Origin of the sequence: Leisingera sp. McT4-56, assembly GCF_020514995.1 — a bacterium.
Classification (GTDB): domain Bacteria; phylum Pseudomonadota; class Alphaproteobacteria; order Rhodobacterales; family Rhodobacteraceae; genus Leisingera; species Leisingera aquaemixtae_A.
Genome location: NZ_JAJALF010000019.1, coordinates 60457 through 86666, shown reverse-complemented (window position 1 = coordinate 86666; position 26210 = coordinate 60457). Strand labels below are relative to the sequence as shown.

Genomic DNA, 26210 nt, shown 5'->3' with positions numbered 1-26210 from the left:
CACCGTTTCATTTCAGGCCGGGCGTGCCGTCGAACTTCTTCTCGATGTCGCTCCAGCAGTCGATGTAATCATCCTGCAGCGGGGCGTCCTTGGCTGCAAATGCGGTCAGATGCTGCGGGAAGCGGGTCTCGAACATGAAGGACATGGTATTGTCCAGCTTTTCCGGGCCGAGGTTGGAGTTCGACGCCCCCTCAAAGGCGTTCTTGTCCGGCCCGTGCGGCAGCATCATGTTGTGGAGGGACATGCCGCCCGGCACGAACCCTTGCGGCTTGGCGTCATACTGGCCGTAGATATTGCCCATCAGCTCCGACATGATGTTCTTGTGGTACCACGGCGGGCGGAAGGTGTTCTCGGCCACCATCCAGCGCTCGCGGAACAGCACAAAGTCGATGTTGGCGGTGCCCGGCACTCCCGACGGTGCGGTCAGCACGGTAAAGATCGACGGGTCCGGATGGTCGAACAGGATCGCTCCGACCGGGCAATAGGTGGTCAGGTCGTATTTGTAGGGCGCGTAGTTGCCGTGCCAGGCGACCACATCCAGCGGCGAGTGGCCGATCTTGGTCTCATGGAACTGGCCGCACCATTTGATGGTCACGGTCGAAGGCGTCTCGCGGTCCTCGAACGCCGCCACCGGCGCCTTGAAGTCGCGCGGGTTGGCCATGCAGTTGGCGCCGATCGGGCCGCGGCCCGGCAGTTCGAACTTCTGGCCGTAGTTCTCGCAGACAAAACCGCGGCAGGGGCCTTCCAGAACCTCGACCCGGTACACCAGCCCGCGCGGAATGATGGCGATCTCCTGCGGTGCCAGGTCGATGATGCCCAGCTCGGTTGCAAAGCGCAGCCGGCCTTCCTGCGGCACCACCAGCAGTTCGGAATCGGCCGAGAAGAAATAGCTGTCCACCATCGACTCGGTGACCAGGTAGATGTGGCTTGCCATGCCGACCTGGGTATTCACGTCGCCTGCGGTGGTCATGGTGCGCATGCCGGTGAGCCAGGTCAGCCCCTCATCGCTATGCGGCACCGGGTCCCAGCGGTACTGGCCCAGAGAGATCACGTCGGGATCGACGCAGGGCGCCGATTTCCAATGCGGCAGGTCGATCTTCTCATAGCGGTGCGAGTGCTTGACCGACGGGCGGATGCGGTAGCACCAGGTCCGCTCCGGCGGGTCGGCGGTAAAGGCGGTGCCGCTCAGCTGTTCGCCGTAAAGGCCATAGTTGCACTTCTGCGGGCTGTTCATGCCCTGCGGCAGCGCACCTGGCAGCGCCTCGGTTTCAAAGTCGTTTGCAAAGCCGGGCATATAGCCCTCGTGCGGCCCCTGAAGAGAGGGGGCCTGGACCATTTTATGGGGATCGGCTGGCCGATTCATCGCGCGTTTCTCCTCTTGCTGCTTGCGGGATATTAGTTGTTTTTGTAACTAACAAGGGAAAGGGGACGAAAATGGACGAAAAAGATGATTTCGCTTTGCAGGATTTCCTGCCGTATCTGCTGAACCGCGCCGCCGAGGAAAGCTCGCTGGGGTTCCAGAAACACTATAAGAACCGCTATGGCATGCTGCGCACCGAGTGGCGGGTGCTGTTCCATCTGGGCAATTACGGCCAGATGACAGCCAAGGAGATCGGCGCCCGCGCCAAGATCCACAAGACCAAGATCAGCCGCGCCGTGGCCAAGCTGGCAGAGAAGCGTTTCGTGACCCGCACCCGCGATGAAAACGACCGCCGCTCAGAGCATCTGGCGCTGACGCCCGCCGGGGAAGCGGCCTACAAGGACCTGCGGGAGCACGCGCTGGAGTTCGACACCCGGATCTGCGCCCGGTTCACCACCGGCGAGGTTGCAATTTTGCGGTATATGCTGCGCAATTTAGCAGGGATCGAACCATAGACATTGTGCAGCCCAGTCCCCAGATAAAGCAGCGGGATTGAAGGTAATGCGATGATACAGATTGATGTCAATTCAGGGCCGTTGATTGCCTGGCTGATGGAGCAGGGCCTGTACGGGGCGCCGCAGCAGGATCTTTTGCAGGGATATTGCCAGCGCCTAGTGGATGCAGGGGTGCCGCTGTGGAGGTTCCATCTCGCCCAGCGGGCCTTTCACCCGAAGTTCGGCGGTATCGGCTTCAACTGGACCCGGGCTGACGGCATCAGTCATGAGCATTACGAATACCGCGAATCCCCGCGCGAGGAATGGCTGCGCAGCCCGTTCTTCCACATTCTCGAACATAATCTGGAAGAGTTCCGTGAGCGGCTGGAAGACGGCGCACCGGAACAGTTCCCCTTGCTGCCGGAACTGCGTGAGCGCGGGGCGACCGACTACTTCGCCAAGGGAGTGCGTTTTGCACCGCCGGATGACAAGCCCAACGATCCGCGCCATCCCAGTGAGGGGATGCTGGTCTCCTGGGCTTCCGACCGCCCCGGCGGGTTCTCCAGCCGTGAACTTGACCTGATCCGCACCACCCTGCCGCACCTGGGGCTGGCGCTGAAATCCTCCTCCAACCGGCAGATGGCCAGTGACCTGCTGCAGGTCTATTTGGGCCGCGATGCCGGCCGCCGGGTGCTGTCCGGTGAGATTCAGCGCGGCTCTTCGCAGCAGATCGGCGCTGTGATCTGCCTGTTCGACCTCAAAGGATTCACCCAGCTGTCCGAGAAACTGCCCGGGACTGAGCTGATCGAGATGCTGAACGGCTATTTCGGCCTGGCGGTGGAAACCATCCAGGCGCATGGCGGCAATATCCTCAAGTTCATGGGGGATGGCATGCTGACCATGTTCAATCTGGGCAGCATCGAGGAAGACGCCCACGCAGCGCTGGCTGCCGCCAACGAACTGTGCGGCAAGGTGCGCGCCTATAACACTGAACGTGAAGAACAGGGCCTGCCGACTGCAGGCTTCACCTTGGCGCTGCATGCAGGCGACATTCTCTATGGCAATATCGGAGCGGAGAACCGGCTGGATTTCACTGTGATCGGTCAGGCGGTGAACCAGACCGCCCGGATTGCCGGCATGCACCGCTCTGTCGGCCAGAACATCATCATGTCCGAAGACGTGAAAACCGCGGCCCGGGGCACCAATCATGACCTGGTGTCCCTGGGCCGCTACATGCTGCGCGGCGTGGCAGAGCCGATGGAGCTCTACACGATTTACCGCGGCAACTGCGGCTGCGACAGCTGACCTGCTGCCGGGGCGGGGTCAGATGCTGACCTCGACCCCCGGCAGGTTCACCTCTTTCATCATGTCGCGCAGTTCCTGCCGCGCGGCGATGTTGGAGATGTTCAGTTGCTTGACGCCAATGTCCTTGAGATCCAGCAGAGTCAGCCCGCGCGGGAACAGCTCGCGGAAGATCACCCGTTCCGAAAATCCGGGGGCGACGCGGAAGCCGATCCGTTTGGACAGCATCTTGATGGCGCGCTCCATCTTTTCCTTGTTGACCATGCGCTGAGTGCCGACCCGGTTGCGGATCACGATCCAGTCGATCGGCTTCAATCCCGCCTGCGCCCGTAGCTGGCGGGCATTCCAGACCATCTCGGAGTAGACCGACGGCCCGGTGATGGTCTCACCCTTCTGGTCCACATGCGCCAGCAAGTCGAAATCGACAAAGCTGTCATTCAGCGGCGTGATCAGCGTGTCCGCCAGCGAATGCGCCACCTGGCTGAGGCGCGTGTGCGAGCCGGGGCAGTCGATCAGGATGAAATCATGGCCCGGCTCCAGCGCCGAAACCGCCGCAGACAGGCGGTGGTCATAGATGTTTTCGCCCGGCTGCAGGCTGGCCGGATCGATCTCCGGCAGCTCGTGGATTTCCACCATCGGCAATTCGAGGCCGGATTTGGCGCAGAATTCCTTGCGGTTCTCAAGGTAACGCCCCATCGAGCGCTGCCGCAGGTCCAGATCCAGCGCCGCTACCTTATGGCCCAGCCGGGCCAGGGTGGTTGCGACGTGCATGGAAACAGTCGATTTGCCCGCGCCGCCCTTCTCGTTGCCGACGACAATGATATGCGCCATGTACAGGTCCCTTCGCTCGTGCTTTCTTGCACGTCTTTCGCTTTGGGTCCTGTATAGGCTCTGGATTCCGCCAAGAAAAGCGGCGTGCGCAGGCTGGTAAACTTAGTGTATCATCTGTGTTTTGCAGGACCCGCCGGCTTGCGCTTGGGGCGGGCGTCGCCGCCCTTGCCGCCCTTTGCAGTCAGCGCCGCTGCCGCACGCGCCTTGTTCTTCTTGCTGTTGGGCTTGCCGACCGGCGGTTTGGGGCCTTTCGCCTTGAACGGCTTGGCCGCGGGCGCGCCGGGCCGGGTCATGCGTTTGGACGGATCCGATGCGCCTTTGGGCTTGGCGGTCACAGCCGGTTTGGGCTTGCTGGGGCGGGTGTCGCTGCGCGGCTCGCGCCGCTCTTCCCGGGCGGGTTTGTCCTTCCACTCCTTGCGCGGCGGACGGCTGTCCTCGGAGCGCTCGGATTTGGCGCGATAAGGCTTGGGGCTTTCTTCCTTGGCGCGGTAGGGCTTCGGGGCGTCGTCCTTGCCGCGGTGCGGCTTGGGCTTGCGGTCGCCTTTGAAGCCGCCTTTCGGCCCACCGGGTCCGCGGCGCGGGGCGGGGGCCAATTCGGGCGCCTCAGCCAGCTGCGTCAGCACCGCACCCGGCTCCAGCTCTGTCTTGCCATCCAGCGCCTTCAGGAAGCCCTCAACGGCGCCTTCGCTGATTTCGGCAAAGGTTTCGTTGTCCTGCACCCGGATCGCGCCGATGGCGTCGCGGTCGATATTGCCGGCCTTGCACAGCATCGGCAGCACCTTGCGCGGATCGGCACCGGCCTCACGGCCGCCGGACAGGGAGAACCAGACAGAGGGGCCGAAGGCTTTGCGTTCCTTACGCTCCTTGCGCGGCTCCGGGGTGTCCGCCGGGCGCAGGTCTTCTGGTGCCGAGTGGCGGCTGCGGAACAGCCGCAGATAGGTTGCGGCAATCTGTTCGGGTGTGAATGTGTCCAGCAGGGTCTGAACGCCTGCCTGCTCGTTTTCGGCAACCGGCTCCTGCCAGACCGGATCGGCCAGCATGCGCTCTTCGTCACGCGCTAGCACGTCATCGGCAGAGGGCGCTTCGCAATGCTCGGCGGTCAGCTTGGCCCATTTCAGTAGGCGCAGAGCTTTGGCGCGGGCTTTCGGCGGAGCAATCAGCGCGCTGACACCCTTGCGGCCCGCGCGGCCGGTGCGGCCGGAACGGTGCAGCAGAGTTTCATGGTTCGAGGGCAGCTCAGCATGGACCACCAGTTCCAGCCCCGGCAGGTCAATGCCGCGGGCCGCCACATCGGTGGCCACGCAAACCCGTGCGCGCCCGTCGCGCATCGCCTGCAGCGCGTGGCTGCGTTCGGTTTGGCTCAGCTCACCGGACAGTGTCACCACCGGCAGGCCGCGGTTGGTCAGACGCGCCGCCAGACGGTTCACGGCAGCGCGGGTGTTGGCAAAGACGATGGAGCTCGGCGCCTCATAGTAGCGCAGCACGTTGATGATGGCGTTTTCCGCGTCTGCTTGCGCCACGCTCATCAGGCGGTACTCGATATCCGCGTGCTGCTTGGTCTCGCCCGCGGTCTTGATCCGCATCGCATCGCGCTGGAAGGTCTCAGCCAGGCTGGCGATTGCCGGCGGCACGGTGGCAGAGAACAGCAGGGTGCGGCGGTCTTCGGGCGCTTCGCCCAGGATAAACTCCAGATCCTCGCGGAAGCCGAGGTCCAGCATCTCGTCGGCCTCGTCCAGTACCACGCCGCGCACCTGGCTCAGATCGATGGAGCCGCGCGCGATATGGTCGCGCAGACGGCCCGGAGTGGCCGCCACAATATGGGCGCCGCGTTCCAGGGTCCGGCGCTCATCACGCATGTCCATGCCGCCGACGCAGGAGGCAATCCGTGCACCCGCGCCGCGGTAGAGCCAGCCCAGTTCGTGTTTCACCTGCAGCGCCAGTTCGCGAGTGGGGGCAATCACCAGCGCCAGCGGCGCCGCGGCTTCGCCAAACGCCTCATCGTCACCCAGCAGATCCTGGGCCAAAGCCAGGCCAAAGCCGACGGTCTTGCCCGATCCGGTCTGTGCAGACACCAGCAGGTCGCGCCCTGCCACCTCCGGCTGGGTCACAGCCTCCTGCACTTGGGTCAGGGTTTCATATCCGCGCTCTTGCAGTGCGTTGGCCAGGGCTTGTTTCACGAGGGGGCTGTCTTTCCCGCGGGGCGCGCATCCGGCCCCAGCGTCAGAAGAAAAAGAAAGAAGGCTGCCCGTCCGGGGCAGCCTTCGGGAGTTCTGCAAAATACGGCAGGCGGCTTAGAAGCCCAGGCCTTCGTATTTTTTCTTGAACTTGGACACGCGGCCGCCGGCGTCCAGCAGGCGCGAGGTGCCGCCGGTCCAGGCCGGGTGCACGGTCGGGTCGATGTCCAGGGCCAGCTGATCACCCTCGGAGCCCCAGGTGGAGCGCATCTTGAGGATGGTGCCGTCGGTCATTTTGACGTCGATGAAGTGGTAATCGGGATGGGTGTCTTTTTTCATGATACCGCTCCTCAGGCTTTCTTGGGCTTGTAGTTCGCATCTTCTGCGATACGGGCCGACTTACCGCGGCGGGCGCGCAGGTAGTACAGCTTGGCGCGGCGGACGCGGCCGCGGCGCACCACTTCGATCGAGTCGATGTTGGTCGAGAACAGCGGGAACACACGCTCCACGCCTTCGCCGAACGAAATCTTGCGGACGGTGAACGAACCGGCAATGCCCGAGCCGTTCTTGCGGCTGATGCAAACGCCTTCGTACATCTGCACGCGCGAACGCGAGCCTTCGGTCACCTTGTAGCCGACACGGATGGTGTCACCGGCTTTGAAGTCGGGGATCTCTTTCCCCAGGGCGGCGATCTGTTCCGCCTCCAGCTGTGCGATCAGGTCCATCGCAACTCTCCTAAATCTGCCTGCGGTTCACTCCGCAGAGGTTTGTGCCGTCATGAGAGCTCCTGGTCTTCACCGGGTCCCGCCAAAGGCAGCCCGCCAGAGATCACGCCGTCTGTTCCTTGCAGCTGGCAGGCAGATCCCGGGGAAAACCGAAGAAGATTTTCAGGTGGAGTGATCCAACAGCCAGCGGCCCGGAGCCGCAAATGCGAATCCAGACCGGCGGACGTATAGGCCGGAATGCCTCGCCGATCAAGCAAAAGAAGCGGCAGAAAAGCCCAGGGGCACGGGCCGCGAGTGCGGATGCCGGGAACTTGCAGGGCCGCCGCGCGTTTTGCAAGAGCGGAGTTCCGGAGTATGGCAGATGGATCAAGTGGGCAGTGCTGAGTGCCGGTGTCATGCTGGCAATAACCGTTGTTGCCCAATCCATCACACCTGCGGATCTGTTCGCGGGTCTGGGATCGGTTCCATTGCCATCGGTTTTGCGTTCAAGGACATACTGCAAAACTTGCTGGCGGGCATCCTGATCCTGCTGCGGCAGCCATTTTCGGTCGGCGACCTGGTCGTTTCGGGCGGCCATGAGGGGGCCGTTGAACGGATCGAAACGCGGGCGACACTGATCAAGACCTGCGATGGCCGCCATGTGGTCATTCCCAATTCGGACATCTACACCGACGCGGTTACGGTCAATACGGCGTTTGAACAGCGCCGCTCCCAATATGACGTGCAGATCGGCTGCAGTGACAGCTGGGATGATGCGAAAGAAATCATGCTGAAGGCAGCGAAATCTTGCGAGGGGGTGCTGGATGATCCGGAACCGGAGGCGCTGCCGTGGTCCATTGCGGACAGCGGCAACAATTTCCGGCTGCGCTGGTGGACAAAATCAGACCGGGCAAGCGTTGTGCACACATTCTCTCGGGTGGTCGAGACCGTTTACAAGGAGCTGGACAGAAACGGAATCGACATGCCCTATCCGACCCAGGTGGTGCTGTTTCTCGATCAGACCGAGGAAACCGATGGCGACCGCAGCCGGCACCGCGAAGGATGGCCTGCGCGGCCGGACGGATCCAACCCGAAGCCGCGCCGGATTGCGGATGCGCTGGCAGAGCGGCAACCGGACGGTGAGAACCTTGGTGGGAAGAAGGCCTGATCACGCCCCTTTGCAAGCAGCCTGCAGGGCCTTCGCTTCCCTGACCTGAACGCTTAGCCGGTCTGGTCGTCCAGCGCCGCTTCCGGAGCGTTCTTCTTGACCGACTCGATGCCGCCATCGCGGCCGGAAGCGCTGGCATAGCTTTGCGAGGTGCCGATCACCTGGCCGTTGGCGGCCTTGAGGTTGAACATATGCTTGCCGGAGGAGGTCTCCTTGCGCTCATAGCGCGCATCGTCGCCAGCGTTCTTGCGCACGGACTCGATGCCGTTCTCGGCGCTGGACTTCTGCTTGTAGCCTTCGCTTGCCAGAATATTCTCGCCGTTGCCTGCCTTCAGGCGGAAGCGGAATTCGCCTGCATTGTCGGTGTAGAGTTCAAATTTCCCAGCCACCCTGCTGTCTCCTGTCATTTAACTTATGCAGGAGGAGTAAAACACGGGTTCGGCATTGCGGCAACGGCTTCCGGCCGGGGAAAAGCCAGCCAGCCGCGTCACTTGAGTCAGTCTTTGCTGCTATCCTTGGAGCGGCAGTAGGCTTCCCACAGGTCCGGGCGGCGGGCCTTGGTGATCTCTTCGCTCATCTCGTGCCGCCACTCGGCGATCTTGCCGTGATGGCCGGACATCAGCACTTCCGGGATTTCCCGGCCCTTCCACTCGGCAGGGCGGGTGTATTGCGGGTGCTCCAAGAGGCCCGAGGAAAAGCTCTCCTCCTCGGTCGAGGCCTGGTTGCCCAGCACCCCGGGGATCAGGCGGACGGTGGCATCGATAAGCGCCTGCGCTGCCAGCTCGCCACCGGTCATCACGAAATCCCCGAGCGAGACTTCCTGGATGCCGTAATGCTCAAGCACCCGTTCATCGACGCCCTCAAACCGCCCGCACAAGAGGGTGATGCCGTCGCACCGGGCAAAGGTCTGCATCATCTGCTGGTTCATCGGCCGCCCGCGCGGGGTCAGGTAGACCAGCGGCCAGTTGCCGCGGGTGTCCGCCATCGTGTGCTCGATCGCTTCGCCCAGCACATCGGCGCGCAGCACCATGCCGGCGCCGCCGCCCGCAGGCGTGTCGTCCACGTTGCGGTGCTTGCCAATGCCGAACTCGCGCAGATCCGTGGTTTCCAGCTGCCACAGGCCCTCCTGCAGCGCCTTGCCGGTCAGGCTTTCGCCCAGAATGCCGGGAAAGGCTGCGGGAAACAGGGTGATGATCTTGGCCTTCCACACACCCGCCAGATCCGGCGTCGGCGTCATCAGCTCGCGCGGTTTCAGGGTGGGGCGGATAGCCTTGCGGCCATGAGATTTGCTTGGTGCTGTCATAATGATGCTGTTTAGTTCAGTCAGAATTTCACGCAATACAAAGCTTTGGTGTTTGGATGAATTCAGAAAGGCCGCCTGCAGCAGCCAGCGGCGATGCGTATGCTGCAATGGACTTGGTGCAGGCCCGCACTCAGGCTCTGTGGCCACGTATTGCTTCTGAAACCGGTTTGCCCGAAACTCGGGCCGTATTTCGCAGGATGCAGGTCAACCGTCGGCTGGAGCATCGACGCTGTGTATTGGAAGTCGGAATTGAAGACGGGCGAAAGTTTGTCCTGCGGGCTGATTTCGAGGATACAAATCCACTTCGGCTGAACAGATTCGTCGACCGCCAACAAAAGGCGGCAGCCAGCCTGAAGCCGGTGCCGGGCGTGTCTTCTCCGGCGGTATTGTGGCGGGACCCTGACCGGCCTTTTGTCCTGATGGAATTTGTACCGGGCGATACGGCTTTCCGTGAGCTGGCATTGACGGACTACGGGTTGGGCGCCAGGAGCCAGGTTCTTCAGCGGATTGGGAATGCTGTGGCTGAATTTCATAAGGTGTCCGGCGTAGGTGACAGGCAATTTTGGCCGAAACCGTTTTTGACTAAGGTTTCAAACCGGGCGCAAGCCGTGCGTGGAGGGCGATTGCCGATACCCAAGCCCAACAGGTTCTTGGGGCTTTGCGCCCACTTGCACAGGACGGGACGGCGCGCGCGCGGGCACTCTTTCCGCGGCGCCTTGGAGCATGGGGATTTGCACCTGCGCAATATCCTGATGTCGGATGCAGGGATCTGCTTTATCGACTTTTCGAACCATGATGGCGTTTTTCCGCAGCGCGACATAGCCGACATATGGCTGTCAAATTGCCCTGATCATTTGGCTTCGGACGGGCGCACGCCTGGATTCGGACTGGTTGCTCAAGCGGATTGGGAGGCTTTTGAAGAGGGCTACGGTGAAGAGCTGGTGAATGACCCCATTTTTCAGTTCTTCTTCGCTTGGCGCCTGTTCAGGCTTTGGAGCAGCCTGGGGCGCAAGCCGCCAGAACAGCACTTAAAGACCGCACGGGTGGCCGCGTCGGCTGTCAGGGTTCTGGATGCGCTGCTGGCAGATGAGGCTGGCTGACCTGCCGCCTCAGAACAGCCCTTCGGGCGGGTCGGCGACGATGCGGCCCTGGGTCAGGTCGACGGTCGGCACCGCCTCCAGGGTGAAGGGCAGCAGCACCGTGGCCTTCAGACCTGGGCCGTGGATTTCCAAGAGATCCGAGGCGCCGTGGTTCTGCACCGATTTCACCGTGCCCAGCAGGGTGCCGCCAGTGTCATAGACTTCCAGCCCGATCAGATCGGCGTGGTAGAACTCGTCATCCGGCAGCTGCGGCAGCTGATCGCGGCGGGCAAACAGGCGCAGGCCCTTGATGGCGTCGGCTTCTTCCTTGGTCTCAATACCGCCGAGCAGCGCGGCAAAGCCGTTCTTGATCGGGCGGGTGATGGTCAGGGAGTAGGTCTTGGACCCGTCCTCATTGCTGAGCGGCGAGTAATCCTCAATCTCTTCCGGGACCGCACAGAAACTCTTGAGCCGCACCTCGCCGCGCACCCCGAAGGATCCGGAAATGGCGCCTACGCAGATCAGATCGCTCATCGTGTCAGTCCTTTGCACAGAACCCCGCGCGCAGCCATTGGCCGCCGGATTGTTCGCAGAGTTCCACTTGGTGGTTGCGTTCAAAGAAGATGCCCGCGGTAAAGGCCACTGCAACAAAAAACACAAGCCTTATCAACCGTCCCATGACGGGCCTCAGCGGGTTTCAAGCGGCAGGTCCGCCATCCGGCTTTCCCAGCCGGTTTCTTCCAGTTCGGGCGTGTCCGACAGCCGCTCCGGGTAGCCGATGCAGAAATAGCCGATCAGCTGCCAGCCTGCGGGCGCATTGAGGTCGCGGTTCAGCTGCTCCGGATCCAGCACCGAAACCCAGCCCAGCCCGAGGCCTTCGGCGCGCAGCGCCAGCCAGAACAGGGTGATGGCGGTGACCACCGAATAGCGGCGCATCTCCGGCATGGTGGCGGCACCCAAGCCGTGGCCTTGGGCGGTCTCGTCGTCGCAATAGAAGGCGAGTTGCACGGGGGCTTCGCGCATGCCGGACAGCTTCAGTTCCGCATAGCGTTCGGCCTTTTCACCGGAGTATCCGGTCAGCGCCTGGGCATTGGCGGCTTCGAAATTCTTCAGCGCAGCGGCGCGGGCGGTGTCGCTTTCCACCCGCAGGATGCGCCAGGGTTCGCTTAGGCCCACCGAAGGCGCGAGCGGAATAGCAGAGAGGCAGCGCATCAGCACTGCCTCCTCCACCGGATCGCTGCGGAACCGGCGCACGTCGCGCCGGAGCCGCATCAGCAGATCAAGCTGGCTGCGGAACTCTTCGGGAAAAGCGCCCCGCAGCTCCACGGAATTATTCCGCGTCTGCAGCTGCTTCGGCAGCTTCAGCAGCCTTTGCAGCTTTCTCTTCGGCGCGTTCCTGGGCTTTCTTGCCCGGGGTGCCTTTTTTCGGGTTGCTGCGCTCGGCCTTGGCGCGGACGCCTGCGGCTTCCAGCATGCGGGCGATACGGTCGGTCGGCTGCGCGCCCTGGTCCAGCCAGTGCTGCACGCGCTCCAGGTCCATTTTCACGCGGTCTTCCGAATCTTTCGGCAGCAGCGGGTTGTAGGTGCCCAGCTTCTCGATGAAGCGGCCGTCGCGCGGCATGCGGCTGTCGGCAGCCACGATGCGGTAGAAGGGACGCTTTTTAGAGCCGCCGCGGGCCAGACGGATTTTCATTGCCATGGGTACATCTCCTTTGATGGCGTTGTCCGGGGTATGCCCCGGTTGTTCCTGTTGTTTGTTGTTATTCTTGGTGTTTCTTGTGGTGGCGGATGACTTCATCGATGATGAAGTTCAAAAATGCCTTGGCGAATTCAGGGTCCAGGTCGGCCTGCTGCGCCAGGTCTTCGAGCCGTGCGATCTGCGCCGCTTCGCGGGTGGGATCGGACGGGGGAAGGTCGTGTTCGGCCTTGAGCCGGCCCACCGCCTGGGTGTGCTTGAACCGCTCGCCCAGAGTATAGACGAGGATCGCATCCAGACGGTCGATGCTTTCGCGGTGGCCCTTCAGCAGCTGGGCTGCGCGGGCAACGGGGTCTTGGGTATCTGTTGTCATCGGGGTCTCCGCAACGCAGCAGGCCGGGGTGCCGTCAAGGGGGTGCCGCGCGTGCACCAGCCGTGCACCGCCGGTGCACCGCCGCCGCGCAGCAAGAGGGTATCCGCACGCAGATCAGTCAATCGCCCAGCCCTCCGGCTTGAAGAGCGGATCAGCGTAGTGGCTGATTTCCATTTCGATCCCATGCGCAATCTGGCTGTCCTTCAGGGCGTCCGGTGCGGGATGGCGGTAGACGGCATCATTGCCGTCAATGGTGGCGGCACCGTGGTCTTTCCTGGCGCCGAGCCGCTCCGCGAGCCGGATCGAGTCGAGATTCTTGGGGTCGATATAGCTGACCGCCGTCTCCCAGCCCAGTTTTGAATAGAAATGCTGGCGGGCGGCATGGGCCGCCTCCAGCGCATAGCCCTTGCCGGCCGCGCCGGGCCAGATGATCCAGGCGATCTCGCGCTCCGGCCAGCCCGCGGGCTGCCAGCCGCCGGCCATGCCGTAGGTCTCGCCGCTGTCCTTGTCGTGGATCATCCACATGCCGAAGCCGCGCACCTGCCAGTGGCCGATCTCGGCGGCATAGAGCATCCAAGCCTCGTAGGGGTTCAGCGGCCCGCCCATAAAACGCGAGCGGTAGGAGCTGAACGTGGCCTTGAAGTCAGGATAGTCCTGCGGCTCAGGGCCGCGCAGCACCAGGCGGCGGGTTTCGATGACCGGGATGTCAAACGGCATCAGCGCGCTCCTCCCAGCAGAAGGGCGCGGCAAGGCCGGGATATGACAGCAAGCAGGCACATCAGTGCAGCAGCCCCTGTGCAGCGCCGGGAGCGGACATGCGGGACGAGGGCATGTGGCGCCAGGCCCGGATGTTGGGCGCGGGCTGCAGGCGGAAGGAAACCAGCCGCTCAGGATGCGCGCCGACGCGGCGGGCCAAGGCGACGGAGGCGTCGTTTTCCTCTGGCACATAAGAGACAATGCTGTCCCAGCCGGCCTCGGAGAACAGCCAGTCCAGCACGCATTGCGCCGCTTCGCTGGCATAGCCCTTGCCCTGTCCGCTTTCCATCAGGTGCCAGGACAGTTCCGGTTCCGGCCAGCCCTGGGGGAACCAGGGGCCGACCAGCCCGACGGTCTGGCCGGTGCTGCGTTCCACAACCGCAAACAGGCCGTAGCCGTGCAGATGCCAGTGGCCGATGATGGTTGCAATAGACCACCACAGCGAGTCCGGATCGTTTGCCGCATCAATGAAGCGCGGCGTGCCCGGCGTCAGAAAGGCTGCATTGGCGTCAAATTCCGGATCGGCCGGCGACACCAGCATGAGGCGCTTGGAGGCAAGCCGCGGATACGGCCTTTGCGCGTCGTTCATTTCATACCCCTTTACCCGGGAGGCGGGCCGCCCGGCATCTTTTTCACCCATCCGGTGAAGGAGTATCGAGGAGACTGCGTAATTTTCCGTTAAACGGCGGCTTGCGGCGGTCCGGTCCGCGCGGAACTGATGGCAGGTCATGCGTAGGCCTCCATCCCGCCGTCGCAGGGCGCAACCGGGGCAGGGTGGCGGTAGACCAGCTCGCGCCCGTGTTTGGGATTGTCGAACTCCGCCTCGAAAACCGCGCCCAAACGTTCAGCCAGGGCCACCGATCGGGTGTTGCCCGGAAAGATATTGGAGCAAAGCGCCGGCAGGCCCATGACCTCGTAGGCGTGGGTACGGGCTGCCAGTGCGGCCTCGGCCATGATGCCGCGGCCTTCGCCTGCCGGGAACGCGACCCAGCCCAGTTCCGGCTCCGGCCAGCCTTCGGGCTGCCAGATGCCGGTGATGCCAAGCGCCGCGCCTGTTTCCTTGCAGGTGATGGTCCAGAATCCGAAACCGCGCATCGCCCAGTGGCCCACCGACATGGTGAACCAGCGCCAGGCCTCGTTGCGGTCGAGCGGACCGCCAAACCCCCAGGAGCGCGCCTCATCCGCGAAGAACGCTGCCACCGGCCCGAAGTCCGCCGCCTCCGGTCCGCGCAGGACCAGGCGTTCGGTTTCAAGCTGAGGGATGGCGGGGATCTGCATGCTTACTTCTTCTTGCCAAAACCGCTGAGGCCTGCGGGCAGGCCCATGCCGCCGCCGAGGCCGGGGAGGCCGCCGGGCATGCCGCCTTTGCCGCCCATTGCCTTTGCCGCTGCTTCCAGCGCCTTGGGGTCCATCTGGCTGGGGTCCATGCCGCCCATATCCGGCATGCCGCCCTTGCCGAACATGCCCTTCATGGCCTGCTTCAGCATCTTGCCTTTGCCCATCTTGCCCATCTTCTTCATCACATCGGCCATCTGCCGGTGCATCTTCAGAAGCTTGTTGAGGTCGGAGACCTCCATGCCGGAACCGGCCGCGATGCGTTTCTTGCGGGAGGCCTGCAGCAGGGCGGGGTTGGCGCGTTCCTTCTTGGTCATCGACTGGATCATGGCGATCTGGCGCTTCAGCACCTTGTCGTCCATGCCCGCGTCCTGCACCTGCTTGGCCATTTTCCCCATGCCGGGCATCATCTGCATCATGCCCTCCATGCCGCCCATCTGGAGCATCTGTTCAAGCTGCATCTTCAGGTCGTTCATGTTGAACTGACCCTTCATCATGCGCTTCATCATCTTCTCGGCCTGTTCGGCCTCGATGGTTTCCTGAGCCTTCTCGACCAGCGCCACGATGTCGCCCATGCCGAGGATGCGGCCGGCGATCCGGTCCGCCTCGAAGGTCTCCAGCGCGTCCATCTTCTCGCCCAGGCCGACAAAGCGGATCGGCTTGCCGGTGACCGCGCGCATCGACAGGGCGGCACCGCCGCGGCCGTCGCCGTCCATCCGGGTCAGCACCACGCCGCTGATGCCGATCTTGGCGTCGAACTCCTCGGCCACCTCAACGGCGACCTGGCCGGTCAGGCCATCGACCACCAAGAGGGTCTCGCGCGGGGAGACCACATTGCGGACGTCCTCGACCTCCTGCATCAGGGTCTCGTCGATGTGCAGGCGGCCGGCGGTGTCCAGCATGTAGACGTCGTAGCCGCCCAAGGTCGCCTGCTGCTTGGCGCGCTTGGCGATGTCGACGGGTTTCTGGCCCGGCACGATCGGCAGGGTGTCGACGCCGATCTGGACGCCCAGCACCGCCAGCTGGTCCATCGCCGCCGGGCGGTAGACGTCGAGTGAGGCCATCAGGACCTTCTTGCCCTCTTTCTCCTTCAGCCGCTTCGCCAGCTTGCCGGTGGTGGTGGTCTTGCCTGAGCCCTGCAGGCCGACCATCAGGACGGGCGCGGGCGGGTTGTCGACCTTGAGCTTGCCGGGGTCTTCGTCGCCGCGCAGCACGTCGACCAGCGCGTCGTGCACGATCTTCACCACCTGCTGGCCCGGGGTCACCGATTTGGTGACCGCCTGGCCTGTGGCCTGCTCCTGCACTTTCTTGATGAAGTCGCGGGCAACCGGCAGCGAGACGTCGGCCTCAAGCAGGGCGACGCGGACTTCGCGCAGGGCGGATTTGACGTCCTCCTCGTTGAGGGCGCCTTGCTTGGTGAGCCGGTCAAAGACGCCGGAAAGGCGTTCGGATAGATTTTCAAACATGCCTGCGGCCTCCTAATGCCGGTTTCAACGTGTGGCGCCCCCGTATGTAGGGGACAAGCGATCCATGCGCAAATGCCCCCACGGGCGTAACACGCTGGTGGGGGGCGATCCCTGGCACGGGCAGGGACCGGAAGACTCAAGGACTCCCGGATGTTTGGGCAGGCCCTACGCGGAATGGCCGCGGGAGTCAACCTTTGCGGGGCCGGCGGCGGGGAGCCATGCGTTGATTGCATCACTCAGGCGCTGCGGGCCGCGGCCGCTGGTGTAGGCCTCGACCACCGGGTGGCGGCCGGCGCTCATGCCGCCGTCCAGCACCAGGACGGGGCGGAAGAGCGTGCGGGTGCGGCCCTCGCTGCGGCTGGTGGTGCTTTCCACTTCGGCATGGGACAGGTCGGCAAGGCGGTGCTCCACCCGGCTGTAGCCGAACACCGACTGGCGCCGGATCAGGATGCTGCCGCCGGGCCGGTCGAGGATCACCTGCACCCGGCGCACGAACAGGCAGAAAGCCAGCGCCCCCATGCCGCCGCCAACAAGGGCGAAGATGAGCCCGGGCAGGATCAGGTCGCCGCCCTGGCTGAGCATGCCAATACCGGCGCCGGCAAAGGCCAGAATGAATAGGACAAGCATGATGCCGATCAGCCAGGGGGTGTCGGACAGTATCAGCTGCTCAGGCGTGTTGCGGGTGATTTTCATGAGGCCAGCTTACCTTGGGGAAGTTCCGGGAGGAGGGGAAAGTGGCGCCCGAAACGTCAAAACCATGCGCGAGGCGCCGCCGCTACGCCCTCTGCGTGCTTGACTCGGCAGGGGCTGCTTGGCCAACATCAGGAGGTTGGCCCTTTGCCGTCCGCTTGCCGGCCAGGGGCTGCCCGCGAGGGCACCGAGGCAGATCTTCAGCACAGGCACGTCACGCGAACCTCCGGGTCCGCGCTCCTCTCCGGGCAGCCGCATCAGCTAAGGGAGGATCTGAGAACATGCGCGTTTTCACTATTCTGGGACCGTCGCAGTCCGGCAAATCAACGCTGGCTTCGGCGCTGGCCCATTTGGACAGTGCCGCTGGCAAACGGCAGGAGGTTGCAGGCGTCGCCGCTTTGCAGCCTTTTTCATTTATGGGGGAAGACTGGGCCGCGATCGACATCGCGGGCGGTGCCGACAATCTTGCGCAGGCAGGGCCGGCGCTGGCCGCCAGTGATGCCGCCGTCCTCTGCGTTCCGGCCGATGCCGGCGCTGCGGTGCTGAGCGCGCCGTATCTGCGCAAGCTGGAGGAGGCGGGGATCCCCGCCTTTATTTTTGTCAACCGGATGGACCAGGCAGCGGACCGGGTGGCGGAAATCGTTGCCGCGCTTCAGGCCTATTGCAGCCACAACATCATCCTGCGGCAGGTGCCGATCCGCGAGGATGGCCAGGTTGTGGGTGCTGTGGATCTGATCTCCGAACGCGCCTGGCAGTATCAGGAGGGCAAGCCCTCGGCGCTGATCGAACTGCCGGTGGCGATGTATGCCCGCGAGCAGGAAGCGCGGACCGAACTGCTGGAGGCGCTGGCCGATTTCGACGACACGCTGCTGGAGGAGCTGATCGAGGATCAGAAGGTGATGCCGGAAGAGGTCTATGACGTGGCCACCAAGGTGCTGCAGCACAATGACCTGATCCCGGCGCTGATGGGATCGGCCGAGCACAAGAACGGCATCTTGCGGCTGATGAAATCGCTGCGCCACGAGGCGCCCGATGTCGGTGTCGCGCTGGAGCGGCTGTCTCAGGGCGGCAAGGTGGTCGCTGTCGGCTGCATGGCCGATCTGGTCAAGCATCTGGGCAAGACGGTGATGGTGCGCGCATTGGATGGCAAGGTCGGCAATGGCCTTTCGGTTGGCGGCGCGGCGATTGGAGCGCTGACCGGCGTCGGATCGGCGGCCAATACCAGCCTGACGCCGGGCGACATGGGGCAAGCGGTGAAATCGGACCATCTGAACCTTGGTTATGCCTACGGGCCGGACGGTGCAGCGCCGCTGCCGGACTGGGCACAGCCGCGGCCCTCGGTTTTTCGGCGGGTGATCACCCCGGTGAATGAGCGCGACGACGCCCGCCTGTCGGGTGCGCTGGAGCGGCTGGCGGAGATCGACCCGGCCTTGAAGGTGGGGCAGGATGAGGCCAGCGGCCATGTGCTGCTGAATTTGCAGGGGCCGCTGCACATGCGCCGCATCAAGCAGACTTTGCAGGACGAGTTCGGCGTCGAGGTGGAAGAGGCGCCGGTGCCGCCGGCGCTGCGCGAGACCATAAAGAAATCCGTGCAGGTGCATCACCGCCACCGCAAGCAGTCGGGCGGCGCCGGGCAGTTTGCCGATGTGGTGATCGAAGTGAAGCCTCTGCCGCGCGGCAGCGGGTTCGTGTTCGAGGAAACGGTGAAGGGCGGCGCGGTGCCCAAGAACTACATCCCCTCGGTCGAAGCGGGCGCGCGCGAGGCGCTGGCGCAGGGTCTGAACGGCCACCCGGTGGTGGATGTCTGCGTGACGCTGAAGGACGGCAAGCACCATTCGGTCGACAGCTCCGACTATGCCTTCCGCACCGCGGGCAAAAACGCAGTGAAGGAAGCCCTTGGTGAGGCCGGGCTGACCCTGCTGCAGCCGATCATGCGGGTGCATATCCATGTGCCATCGGTGTTCACCGGCGGGCTGGTGCCGGTGGTGAGCGGCATGAAGGGGCAGATCCTGGGCTTTGAGGCTGAGGAGGGCGCCGCGGGCTGGGACGTGTTTGAGACGCTCTTGCCGATGTCGGCGCAGGATGAACTGTGCAGCACCCTGGCCAGCGCCACCCGCGGCACCGGCTGGTTCAGCACCGATTTCGACCACTACGAGGAGGCGCGAAGGGCCGATTTCGCCGAGGCGTGATGCGGCCGGGCGGCGGGCGGCAGCGCCCGCCCTCCACTGCGATGGCGCAAAACGGGGTGCAAGGGGCGGAACAGCACTTGCGCCCTGGCGCTGTTTTTTGTGATCTGCACGGCAACCCGGAACGGCTTGCGGAGAAAGATCATGGATGCGTCATCGGCCTATCAGGACAGCCTGCCCATTTCCTCGGACGCGCTGCTGAAGCAGCTGGATGATTGGGGCATTGCCTATCAGCTGCATACCCATGTGCCGCTGCGCACGGTGGAGGATGCCAAGGGGGTCGAGGAGCAGTTCATGGTGCCGGGCGAAAACGCGCTGCGGCTGAAGAACCTGTTCCTGCGCGACAAGAAGAAGCGGAATTACCTGGTGACGCTGCAGCAGGACCGCGAGATCGACCTGAAGTCGCTGGGCGCGGAGATCGGCGCAGGCAACCTGTCCTTTGGTTCAGCCGACCGGCTGATGGAGAACCTCGGCATCCGCCCCGGCGCAGTCAGCCCGCTGGCGATGATCACCGGCGCGGAAAAGGGCGTCACCTTCTATATGGATGCGCAGGCGCAAGAGGCCGACGTGATCTATATGCACCCGCTGGTCAACGACCGCACGGTGGCAATGAAGCGCGATGATGTGATGGCGTTCTTTGAACGCATCGGTGTTGAGGTGCGCTGGGTCTAAGCTCCCTTTTCATCCTCCAGCGCCAGATCCAGCGCGGCGGCGACATGGGCGGCGGAGGGGTTCACGAACAGGAAGCCGCCGGCCTCGAAGCTGACGTCGTCGATGTGATCGGGAAAGGCCAGCGGCAGCTCGGTGCAGGCCAACAGGACGGCAGTGCCCGGCTGGGCGTGTTTCTGGCAGAACCGCAGCAGGCGGTCCTGTGCGCCGCTGGATGCGCCGCCGTAGAAATCCTCGTCGATCATGGCCTGCATTTCTGCGATCTCGTCCTGCGGCAGGGTATCATTTGCTTTGACGCCCTGTGCGGCAAGCACGTTGGCATAGTTGCGGGCCTGCATGGTGACGGCGGTGCCCAGCACCAGTGCGCGGGTGGCGCCGGTTGCAGCGGTGGCTATTGCCGTGGCGTCGAAGATGCTGAGGACCGGCATCATCACGCCTTCGCGGATCGCGTGCAGGCGTGCGTGCGGGGTGTTGGAGGCAATGATGGCGAAGTCGCAGCCGGCCCGCTCCAGCGTCAGCATCGCCTCGCGGAAGACGGCGTCGAAGGCGGCCCAGCTGGCCTCATCCCCCGGGCGGCCGCGCAACGCGCGGGTCTGCGCCTGCACCACGGATTCGATGGTGATCGGCGGCACCGGCAGCGGCGAGCCCGCACCGCGGCCTGCAAAGAACCGCCCGGCGCCTTCGCAAAGGGCGCGGTAATAGTCGATGGTGGAAGCCCAGCCGACGCCGCCGAGAATGCCGATCTTCTTCATCAAATCACCTGACCTTGAAATGCGGATGCGGGCAGAGTGGCATGGCGGCAGCCGGCTGCCAAACGTTAAAATGCCGCCAGCCGGGGGCGGCTGACGGCAGATGCGCAGGGCAGCGGGGGTCAGGCTGCCAGCGCCTCGATCTGGGTTTTTGCCTTTGCCAGGGCGCTGTCGGCGTCAACCATCAGGGCGTCGGCGGCGACGATCTCAACCTCGGTGATGCCGATGAAGCCCAGCACGTGGCGCAGATAGGTGGTGGCAAAGTCGATGTCGGACCCGGCCTGGGTGCCGCCGGAGGCCACCGCGATGATGGCGCGCTTGCCTTCCAGGAGGCCGATGGGGCCGGTTTCCTCGTAGCGGAATGTGACGCCGACGCGGGCGACCAGGTCGATCCAGGCCTTGAGCGTGGAGGGCACCGAGAAGTTGTAGATCGGCGTGCCGATCACGATGGTGTCGGCCTGTTTCAGCTCCTCCACCAGCGAGTCGGAGAGGGCGAGCAGCTGTTTGTCTGCCTCGCTGCGCTGGTCGGCGGGGGTGAAGTTGGCACCGATCCAGGCGCCGTCCAGCAGCGGCAGCGGCACAGCCAGGTCGCGGCGGATCACATTGTCCGCGCCCAGGCGGGCGGTGATCTGTGCGGAGAGGTCGCGGCTGATCGAGCCTTCGGTGCGGGCGGAGGAGTCGATGTGGAGAACGGTGGTGGTCATGGTCGTGTTCCTGTGCTTGTTGCTGACAGGAATTTGGGTTATTGCATTTTCGAACTCAACGCCGCTTTGCCCACAGGATTTGTGCGCTGGTGCGCAGTTGGTGCGTCTGGAGGCAAGGAGGCTGCCATGGACAATTGGGATGAGGTCCGCACTGCATACCAGGTGGCCAGGATGGGCACGGTCAGCGGCGCGGCAGAAGTGCTGGGCGTGCATCATGCCACGGTGATCCGCCATATCGACGCGATCGAGGCGCGGCTGGGGGTAAAGCTGTTCCAGCGCCATGCCCGCGGCTACACGCCGACGGAGGCCGGCCAGGATCTCTTGCGGGTGGCGCAGGCGACCGATGACCAGTTCAGCCAGCTGGTGGGGCGGCTGAAGGGGCAGGGCGACGATGTTTCGGGCGAGCTAGTGGTGACCTCGCTGGCGTCTTTCGCACCGATGCTGGTGCCGGCCCTGAAAGACTTTCAGGACATGCATCCCGGGCTGATCATCCGCTATCTGACCGGCGACCGGCTGTTCCGGCTGGAATACGGCGAGGCGCATGTGGCCGTGCGGGCGGGAAACGCGCCGGATCAGCCGGACAACGTGGTGCAGCCTTTCATGAAGCAGCAGGTGGGGCTCTATGCCGCCAAATCCTATGTCGAGAAATACGGCGTGCTGCAGGGGGTGGAGGACATGGCCAACCACCGGTTCATCGGCAATGACGATGAAAACAGCCGCGCCCCGTTTTCGCGCTGGCTGCGGGCCAATGCGCCGGCAGAGGCGATTTCCTTCCGCTGCTCCAACGGCTTCACCATGCAAAACGCGGTGCGCAGCGGCGCCGGGATCGGCTTCATGGCGGCCTGGGAGGCGCGGCAGCAGCCGGATATGGTGGAAATGATGGCACCGCAGGAAGAGTGGGAGGGCACCCTTTGGCTGGTGACCCACGTGGACCTGCACCGCACCACCAAAGTGCAGACCTTCCTGAAGTTCCTTAAGGAACAGGCCAAGGACTGGCAGCTGTGAGCGAGGCGCTGCGCGGGCATCTGGCGATGCTGCTGTTTTCGGCGCTGGTGGCGGGCTCGTTCTCGCTGGGCGTGATGGTGGCGAATGAGATCGCCCCCGCGGCGCTGAACGCGGCGCGGTTCGGCATTGCCGCGGTGGTGATCGGCGTTGCGGCGCTGGCGACCACCGGGATGCAGCGCGCGCATTTCAGGGCGCCCTGGCGGTTTGCAGTGCTGGGCGGGCTGTTCGGCGGTTATTTCGTGCTGATGTTCTACGGGCTGCAGACGGCGGCGCCGGTCAGCGCGGCGGCGGTGTTCACGCTGGTGCCGGTGATGAGCGCAGGCTTTGGCTGGCTGCTGCTGCGGCAGGTGACCACCCGCTGGATGGCGCTGGCCCTGTCGATTGGCGCCGCCGGAGCGGTCTGGGTGATCGTGCGCGGCGACCTGGGTGCCTTGGCGGCGTTCCAGATCGGCCAGGGCGAGATCATCTATTTCTGGGGCTGCGTGCTGCACGCCATCTACACCCCGATGGTGCGCAAGCTGAACCGGGGCGAGCCTGCGGTGGTGTTCACTTTCGGCATGCTGCTGGCGGGCGGCGCGCTGCTGGCGGCGTTCGGCTGGCAGGATATTCTGGCCACCGATTGGATGCAGCTGCCGGGCATTGTCTGGATCGGCCTGGTCTATCTGGCGGTCTTTGCCAGCTCTGCCACCTTTGTGCTGTTGCAGTACGCCACCCTGCGGCTGCCCTCGGCCAAGGTGATGGCCTATACCTATCTGACCCCCAGCTGGGTGATCCTGTGGGAGATCGCGCTGGGCCGCGGCGCGCCGCCGGGCATGGTGCTGATCGGGGTGGTGATGTCGGTGGCCGCGCTGGCGATGCTGCTGGAAGGAGACGCCAAGCCGGTGCGCGCCTGAGCGCCGACCCGTGGCGCGCTTGCGGCAAGTCAACATAAGCCCCTTGTTTTCCGCTATACTGGCCCTGAGGGACGCGTCAGGAGAAGGAGGGAAGAATGTTCAAGCATATCATGGTGCCCGTCGACCTGCACATGCCCCCGGCTGTCAAGAAGGCAATAAACGTTGCGGCGGATTTCGCCAAGAACCACGGGTCGCGCGTGACGCTGGTTCATGTGACGGATCAGCAGGTCAAGGGCGCGCATACCGTGGGCTCATCCGGCGATGAACTGGCTGCGCTTGCCAGCAAGGTTGCCGAGAGCAGCGGCGCAAGGGTTGAGGGGCTGCCGATCTATTCCGTGGATGTCGGGTCGGAGATCGACTCCATTTTGACCCGGACCGCGAAAGAGCTTGAGGTGGACCTGATCGTGGTTGCGACGCATATGCCCGGCATCCTGGACTATGTATTTTCGTCCCATGCCAGCCACCTGGTGCTGCATTCCGAAATTTCGGTGTTTGTCGTCCGCTAGGCCTCTGCCCCTAGGTTTCGGTGGGGGCGTCCTCTGACAGGTGCTCTGCCGCCAGGAAGCGTTCGAAAGCATCCAGGTTCACCGGCTCGAACTGGCCAAAGCCCTGCATCCACACGGAAGCAGCCCGCATCGCGTCGGGCTGCAGCTTGCACCATTTGACACGGCCGCGCTTCTCCTGCGCGATCAGCCCGGCGCGGGTCAGGATCGTCAGGTGCTTGGAAATCGCCGCCAGCGACATCTCAAACGGCTCCGCCACGTCGGTCACTGCCATGTCGTCTTCCAACAGCATGGTCAGGATCGCCCGGCGGGTGGGGTCGGCCAGCGCCGCAAAGACGGTGTCGAGGGTGTCGCTCATGCCTGATACTCCTAAAGGTCAAGAACCGGGTCGACAATCCTGCAAAAGCTGCGATGGATCGGTGCAGGGCATCTTGAGGGGGCGGCGGATATGGCGTTGCGCTATTGGGCGGTGATTTTCATTCTCGGCATCGGCTGGGGCATGTCGTTCATGTTCAACGCCATCCTGCTGCGCGAGCTGGGGCCGCTGTCAGTGTCCATGGGGCGGGTCGGATTCGGAGCGCTGGGCTGCTGGATCTACGTGCTGGCCGCCCGCAAGAAGGTGCCTGCCGGGGCGGGGCGCTGGCTGGCGCTGTTCGGGTTCGGCGCGCTCAGCTATGCAGCGCCCTTTGCCTTCTATGCGCTGGGCCAGCAGCATATCGCCAGCGGCGTGGCGGGGATCGTCAACGCGACCACGCCTGCGCTGGCGGTTGTGGTGTCGCATTTCTGGCCCGGCAGCGAACGGGCGACGGTGCAGAAGTCGCTGGGGGTGCTCTGCGGTTTCCTGGGCATTGTGCTGCTGTCGCTGCCAATTCTGAAGGGCGGGCAGTCCTCGGAAGCCTGGGCCGTGCTGATCACCCTGTGCGCGCCGCTGTGCTACGCCTTCTCCGTCAATATTGCGCGCAGCTTCCGGGATATGGAGCCGGTGGTGCTGGTGGCGATTGCGCTGACCGGCTCCACCGCGGCAATTACGCCGCTGGCGCTTTGGAGCGAGGGGCTGCCGGTGATCACCCGCATGGAAACCTGGGCGTCGCTCTTGATGATCGGCTTTGTGCTGACCTCGGCTGCCTTCATCGCCTTTTACTGGGTGCTGCCCAAGGTGGGGCCGACCAACATCACGATGCCGACGCTGATTGCGCCGGTCTCGGCGCTGTTTCTGGGCACCTATATCCTGGGCGAGACGCTGCTGGCAGAACACCTGTGGGGCATGGCGGCAATCCTCTTGGGGCTGCTGCTGATCGACGGGCGGCTCGTGCGCTGGCGGCTGGCAAAACCACCCCTCCGGTAAAATCAACCTTTCGGTTGAATATGGAATCCGGGGCAGTTTGGCGCTAACGGCGGCTGCGGCAGAGCGGCGCGGTGTGTGGCGATCTGAAAATTATCGTTTGAAAACAGATGACTGTGCATATTTTGAATCATCGATCCTTGTAATTGACTCCTAAGCCCCGTGGCCTTAGCACCCTGCATAGAAATTCGCGTGAGGATGGCGCCCGTGACCGATGACGACCAAAAGCAGCGCATGGCGCAGCTTGAGGAGAAATTGGCGGCGGCGCGTAAGGCCCAGGAGCCCAAGCCGCGCGCGGATGAGCATTATTCCCTGGCCAATCAGGCCTGGCGGATGGTGATCGAATTGGTGGCCGGTCTCGGGATCGGCTTTGGCATCGGATACGGGCTGGACCACCTGTTTGGAACCCTGCCCATCTTCATGGTGCTGTTTATAATGCTGGGCCTGGCGGCTGGGGTGAAGACGATGCTTCGCACCGCGCAAGAGATCCAGGAACAGAAACTGGCCGATGAGGCCGACAAAAATGCGCAAGACCGGGACTGATCCGACGGGATCGGCGACCGGCGACAGGAGAAGCGGACCGATGGGCAAAATTTTCTTTTTCGCAGCTCTGGCACTGGTGGTTGTGTCGGGTCTGATTTTCGCTCCGGCGGAAGCAAAGCTGGCGATCCACCCGATGGATCAGTTCCAGGTGAGCGCGCTGTTCGGCGATCACATCTCCTGGTACACCCCGACCAACGTGACCCTGTGGATGGCACTGGCCGTTGCTGCCGTGTTCGCGCTTCTGGTTCTGGGCTCTTCGCGCCGCGCTATCGTGCCGGGCCGCGCCCAGTCGGTTGCGGAACTGGCCTATGGCTTTATCTACAAGATGGTTGAGGACGTTGCCGGCAAGGACGGCGTCAAGTTCTTCCCCTACATCATGACCCTGTTCATGTTCATCGTGATGGCCAACTTCCTGGGCCTGATCCCCGGCTCCTTCACCACCACCTCGCATATCGCGGTGACCGCGGTTCTGGCGGCGCTGGTGTTCGTGACCGTGACCGTCGTTGGCTTCGTCAAGAACGGTGTTGGCTTCCTGGGCCTGTTCTGGGTGTCGAGCGCGCCGCTGGCGCTCCGCCCGGTCCTGGCCATCATCGAACTGATTTCCTACTTCGTGCGCCCCGTCAGCCACTCCATCCGTCTTGCCGGTAACGTGATGGCTGGCCACGCGGTTCTGAAAGTGTTCGCAGGCTTTGCCGCAGCACTGGGCATGTTCAGCTTCCTGCCGATCTTTGCCATCACCGCAGTTTACGCACTCGAAGTTCTGGTGGCCTTCATTCAGGCCTACGTCTTCACCATCCTGACCTGCGTGTACCTGAAGGATGCACTGCACCCGAGCCACTAAGGCCAGGATCTGAAAAGCTAAGCGGGCGGCGCCCTGACCGGCCC

General features: G+C 63.8%; 31 protein-coding genes. 12 read left to right on the top strand and 19 right to left on the bottom strand.

Going from position 1 to position 26210, the window contains the following annotated elements; all coding sequences use genetic code 11:
* Positions 1-7: 7 nt before the first annotated feature.
* Complete coding sequence (gene hmgA / locus LHL23_RS18175; RefSeq protein WP_226430979.1) at positions 8-1363, bottom strand: homogentisate 1,2-dioxygenase; 1356 nt, start codon at positions 1361-1363, stop codon at positions 8-10.
* Between the two features lie 71 nt (positions 1364-1434).
* Between hmgA and LHL23_RS18170 the strand changes: the two genes are divergently transcribed.
* The gene (locus LHL23_RS18170) at positions 1435-1875 is read left to right on the top strand and encodes a MarR family winged helix-turn-helix transcriptional regulator (protein WP_226430978.1); all 441 of its coding nucleotides are present in this window, start codon (positions 1435-1437) and stop codon (positions 1873-1875) included.
* A gap of 51 nt (positions 1876-1926) precedes the next feature.
* Positions 1927-3159 carry an adenylate/guanylate cyclase domain-containing protein gene (locus LHL23_RS18165; protein WP_226430977.1) on the top strand — a complete coding sequence of 411 codons (1233 nt, stop codon included), beginning with the start codon at positions 1927-1929 and terminating at the stop codon, positions 3157-3159.
* Between the two features lie 18 nt (positions 3160-3177).
* Here the strand turns inward: LHL23_RS18165 and LHL23_RS18160 are convergent, their stop codons facing one another.
* The 4 genes from LHL23_RS18160 to rplS form a co-directional block, all read right to left on the bottom strand.
* The gene (locus LHL23_RS18160) at positions 3178-3987 is read right to left on the bottom strand and encodes a division plane positioning ATPase MipZ (RefSeq protein ID WP_222481451.1); all 810 of its coding nucleotides are present in this window, start codon (positions 3985-3987) and stop codon (positions 3178-3180) included.
* Between the two features lie 110 nt (positions 3988-4097).
* Entirely contained in the window at positions 4098-6164 is a 2067-nt protein-coding gene (locus LHL23_RS18155) for a DEAD/DEAH box helicase (protein WP_226430976.1), read from the bottom strand.
* Positions 6165-6278: 114 nt separating this feature from the next.
* Entirely contained in the window at positions 6279-6500 is a 222-nt protein-coding gene (rpmE, locus tag LHL23_RS18150; RefSeq protein WP_058286449.1) for a 50S ribosomal protein L31, read from the bottom strand.
* An 11-nt stretch (positions 6501-6511) separates the two neighbouring features.
* Positions 6512-6886 (bottom strand): 50S ribosomal protein L19, encoded by a 375-nt coding sequence (rplS, locus tag LHL23_RS18145; protein ID WP_019296661.1) that lies wholly within the window; start codon positions 6884-6886, stop codon positions 6512-6514.
* A gap of 361 nt (positions 6887-7247) precedes the next feature.
* Between rplS and LHL23_RS18140 the strand changes: the two genes are divergently transcribed.
* The gene (locus tag LHL23_RS18140) at positions 7248-8033 is read left to right on the top strand and encodes a mechanosensitive ion channel family protein (RefSeq protein WP_226430975.1); all 786 of its coding nucleotides are present in this window, start codon (positions 7248-7250) and stop codon (positions 8031-8033) included.
* Positions 8034-8086: 53 nt separating this feature from the next.
* Here the strand turns inward: LHL23_RS18140 and LHL23_RS18135 are convergent, their stop codons facing one another.
* Together LHL23_RS18135 and trmD are read right to left on the bottom strand one after the other, a co-directional pair.
* Positions 8087-8422 (bottom strand): YegP family protein, encoded by a 336-nt coding sequence (locus tag LHL23_RS18135; protein ID WP_226430974.1) that lies wholly within the window; start codon positions 8420-8422, stop codon positions 8087-8089.
* Between the two features lie 107 nt (positions 8423-8529).
* Positions 8530-9336: a tRNA (guanosine(37)-N1)-methyltransferase TrmD gene (trmD, locus tag LHL23_RS18130; RefSeq protein WP_226430973.1), complete on the bottom strand. Its 807-nt coding sequence runs from the start codon at positions 9334-9336 to the stop codon at positions 8530-8532.
* A 107-nt stretch (positions 9337-9443) separates the two neighbouring features.
* Between trmD and LHL23_RS18125 the strand changes: the two genes are divergently transcribed.
* Positions 9444-10436: a phosphotransferase gene (locus LHL23_RS18125; protein ID WP_226430972.1), complete on the top strand. Its 993-nt coding sequence runs from the start codon at positions 9444-9446 to the stop codon at positions 10434-10436.
* Positions 10437-10445: 9 nt separating this feature from the next.
* Here the strand turns inward: LHL23_RS18125 and rimM are convergent, their stop codons facing one another.
* The 9 genes from rimM to LHL23_RS18080 form a co-directional block, all read right to left on the bottom strand.
* Complete coding sequence (gene rimM / locus LHL23_RS18120; protein WP_222481461.1) at positions 10446-10949, bottom strand: ribosome maturation factor RimM; 504 nt, start codon at positions 10947-10949, stop codon at positions 10446-10448.
* A 153-nt stretch (positions 10950-11102) separates the two neighbouring features.
* A complete protein-coding gene (gene bluB, locus LHL23_RS18115; RefSeq protein WP_226430971.1) occupies positions 11103-11741 on the bottom strand; it encodes a 5,6-dimethylbenzimidazole synthase in 639 nt (212 codons plus the stop codon).
* Between the two features lie 4 nt (positions 11742-11745).
* Positions 11746-12114 carry a 30S ribosomal protein S16 gene (gene rpsP, locus LHL23_RS18110; protein ID WP_019296654.1) on the bottom strand — a complete coding sequence of 123 codons (369 nt, stop codon included), beginning with the start codon at positions 12112-12114 and terminating at the stop codon, positions 11746-11748.
* Between the two features lie 61 nt (positions 12115-12175).
* Positions 12176-12484, bottom strand: coding sequence for a chorismate mutase (locus LHL23_RS18105; RefSeq protein WP_222481466.1), 309 nt, complete (start codon positions 12482-12484; stop codon positions 12176-12178).
* Positions 12485-12598: 114 nt separating this feature from the next.
* The gene (locus tag LHL23_RS18100; RefSeq protein WP_222481468.1) at positions 12599-13201 is read right to left on the bottom strand and encodes a GNAT family N-acetyltransferase; all 603 of its coding nucleotides are present in this window, start codon (positions 13199-13201) and stop codon (positions 12599-12601) included.
* A gap of 61 nt (positions 13202-13262) precedes the next feature.
* The gene (locus LHL23_RS18095) at positions 13263-13829 is read right to left on the bottom strand and encodes a GNAT family N-acetyltransferase (protein WP_226430970.1); all 567 of its coding nucleotides are present in this window, start codon (positions 13827-13829) and stop codon (positions 13263-13265) included.
* A gap of 137 nt (positions 13830-13966) precedes the next feature.
* Positions 13967-14518, bottom strand: coding sequence for a GNAT family N-acetyltransferase (locus tag LHL23_RS18090; protein ID WP_226430969.1), 552 nt, complete (start codon positions 14516-14518; stop codon positions 13967-13969).
* 2 nt (positions 14519-14520) lie between these two features.
* On the bottom strand, positions 14521-16041 hold the full coding sequence (gene ffh / locus LHL23_RS18085) for a signal recognition particle protein (RefSeq protein ID WP_226430968.1): 1521 nt from the start codon (positions 16039-16041) through the stop codon (positions 14521-14523).
* A 165-nt stretch (positions 16042-16206) separates the two neighbouring features.
* Entirely contained in the window at positions 16207-16734 is a 528-nt protein-coding gene (locus LHL23_RS18080; protein WP_226430967.1) for a hypothetical protein, read from the bottom strand.
* A gap of 278 nt (positions 16735-17012) precedes the next feature.
* Here LHL23_RS18080 and LHL23_RS18075 point away from each other — a divergent pair, with 278 nt between their 5' ends.
* Entirely contained in the window at positions 17013-18920 is a 1908-nt protein-coding gene (locus tag LHL23_RS18075; RefSeq protein ID WP_226430966.1) for an elongation factor G, read from the top strand.
* Between the two features lie 141 nt (positions 18921-19061).
* Entirely contained in the window at positions 19062-19589 is a 528-nt protein-coding gene (locus LHL23_RS18070) for a prolyl-tRNA synthetase associated domain-containing protein (protein WP_222481479.1), read from the top strand.
* Here LHL23_RS18070 and LHL23_RS18065 read toward each other — a convergent pair.
* On the bottom strand, positions 19586-20338 hold the full coding sequence (locus LHL23_RS18065) for an aspartate/glutamate racemase family protein (RefSeq protein WP_226430965.1): 753 nt from the start codon (positions 20336-20338) through the stop codon (positions 19586-19588). The genes LHL23_RS18070 and LHL23_RS18065 overlap by 4 nt on opposite strands.
* Positions 20339-20457: 119 nt before the next feature.
* On the bottom strand, positions 20458-21039 hold the full coding sequence (locus tag LHL23_RS18060; protein ID WP_226430964.1) for an FMN-dependent NADH-azoreductase: 582 nt from the start codon (positions 21037-21039) through the stop codon (positions 20458-20460).
* 126 nt (positions 21040-21165) lie between these two features.
* Here LHL23_RS18060 and LHL23_RS18055 point away from each other — a divergent pair, with 126 nt between their 5' ends.
* From LHL23_RS18055 to LHL23_RS18045, 3 genes are all read left to right on the top strand, one after another.
* Positions 21166-22044: a LysR family transcriptional regulator gene (locus LHL23_RS18055; protein ID WP_222481486.1), complete on the top strand. Its 879-nt coding sequence runs from the start codon at positions 21166-21168 to the stop codon at positions 22042-22044.
* On the top strand, positions 22041-22937 hold the full coding sequence (locus LHL23_RS18050) for a DMT family transporter (protein ID WP_226430963.1): 897 nt from the start codon (positions 22041-22043) through the stop codon (positions 22935-22937). The genes LHL23_RS18055 and LHL23_RS18050 overlap by 4 nt, the downstream gene beginning before the upstream one ends.
* Before the next feature lie 95 nt (positions 22938-23032).
* Entirely contained in the window at positions 23033-23443 is a 411-nt protein-coding gene (locus tag LHL23_RS18045) for a universal stress protein (RefSeq protein ID WP_226430962.1), read from the top strand.
* Positions 23444-23453: 10 nt separating this feature from the next.
* Here the strand turns inward: LHL23_RS18045 and LHL23_RS18040 are convergent, their stop codons facing one another.
* On the bottom strand, positions 23454-23798 hold the full coding sequence (locus LHL23_RS18040; RefSeq protein ID WP_222481492.1) for an ArsR/SmtB family transcription factor: 345 nt from the start codon (positions 23796-23798) through the stop codon (positions 23454-23456).
* A gap of 90 nt (positions 23799-23888) precedes the next feature.
* On the opposite strand from LHL23_RS18040, the gene LHL23_RS18035 reads away from it, so the two are divergent.
* The 3 genes from LHL23_RS18035 (at position 23889) to LHL23_RS18025 (ending at position 26166) form a co-directional block, all read left to right on the top strand.
* On the top strand, positions 23889-24785 hold the full coding sequence (locus LHL23_RS18035; RefSeq protein ID WP_226430961.1) for a DMT family transporter: 897 nt from the start codon (positions 23889-23891) through the stop codon (positions 24783-24785).
* Between the two features lie 195 nt (positions 24786-24980).
* The gene (locus LHL23_RS18030; protein WP_222481496.1) at positions 24981-25325 is read left to right on the top strand and encodes an AtpZ/AtpI family protein; all 345 of its coding nucleotides are present in this window, start codon (positions 24981-24983) and stop codon (positions 25323-25325) included.
* Between the two features lie 40 nt (positions 25326-25365).
* Positions 25366-26166, top strand: a complete 801-nt coding sequence (locus LHL23_RS18025; RefSeq protein WP_019296636.1) for a F0F1 ATP synthase subunit A — start codon at positions 25366-25368, stop codon at positions 26164-26166.
* Positions 26167-26210: the final 44 nt, after the last annotated feature.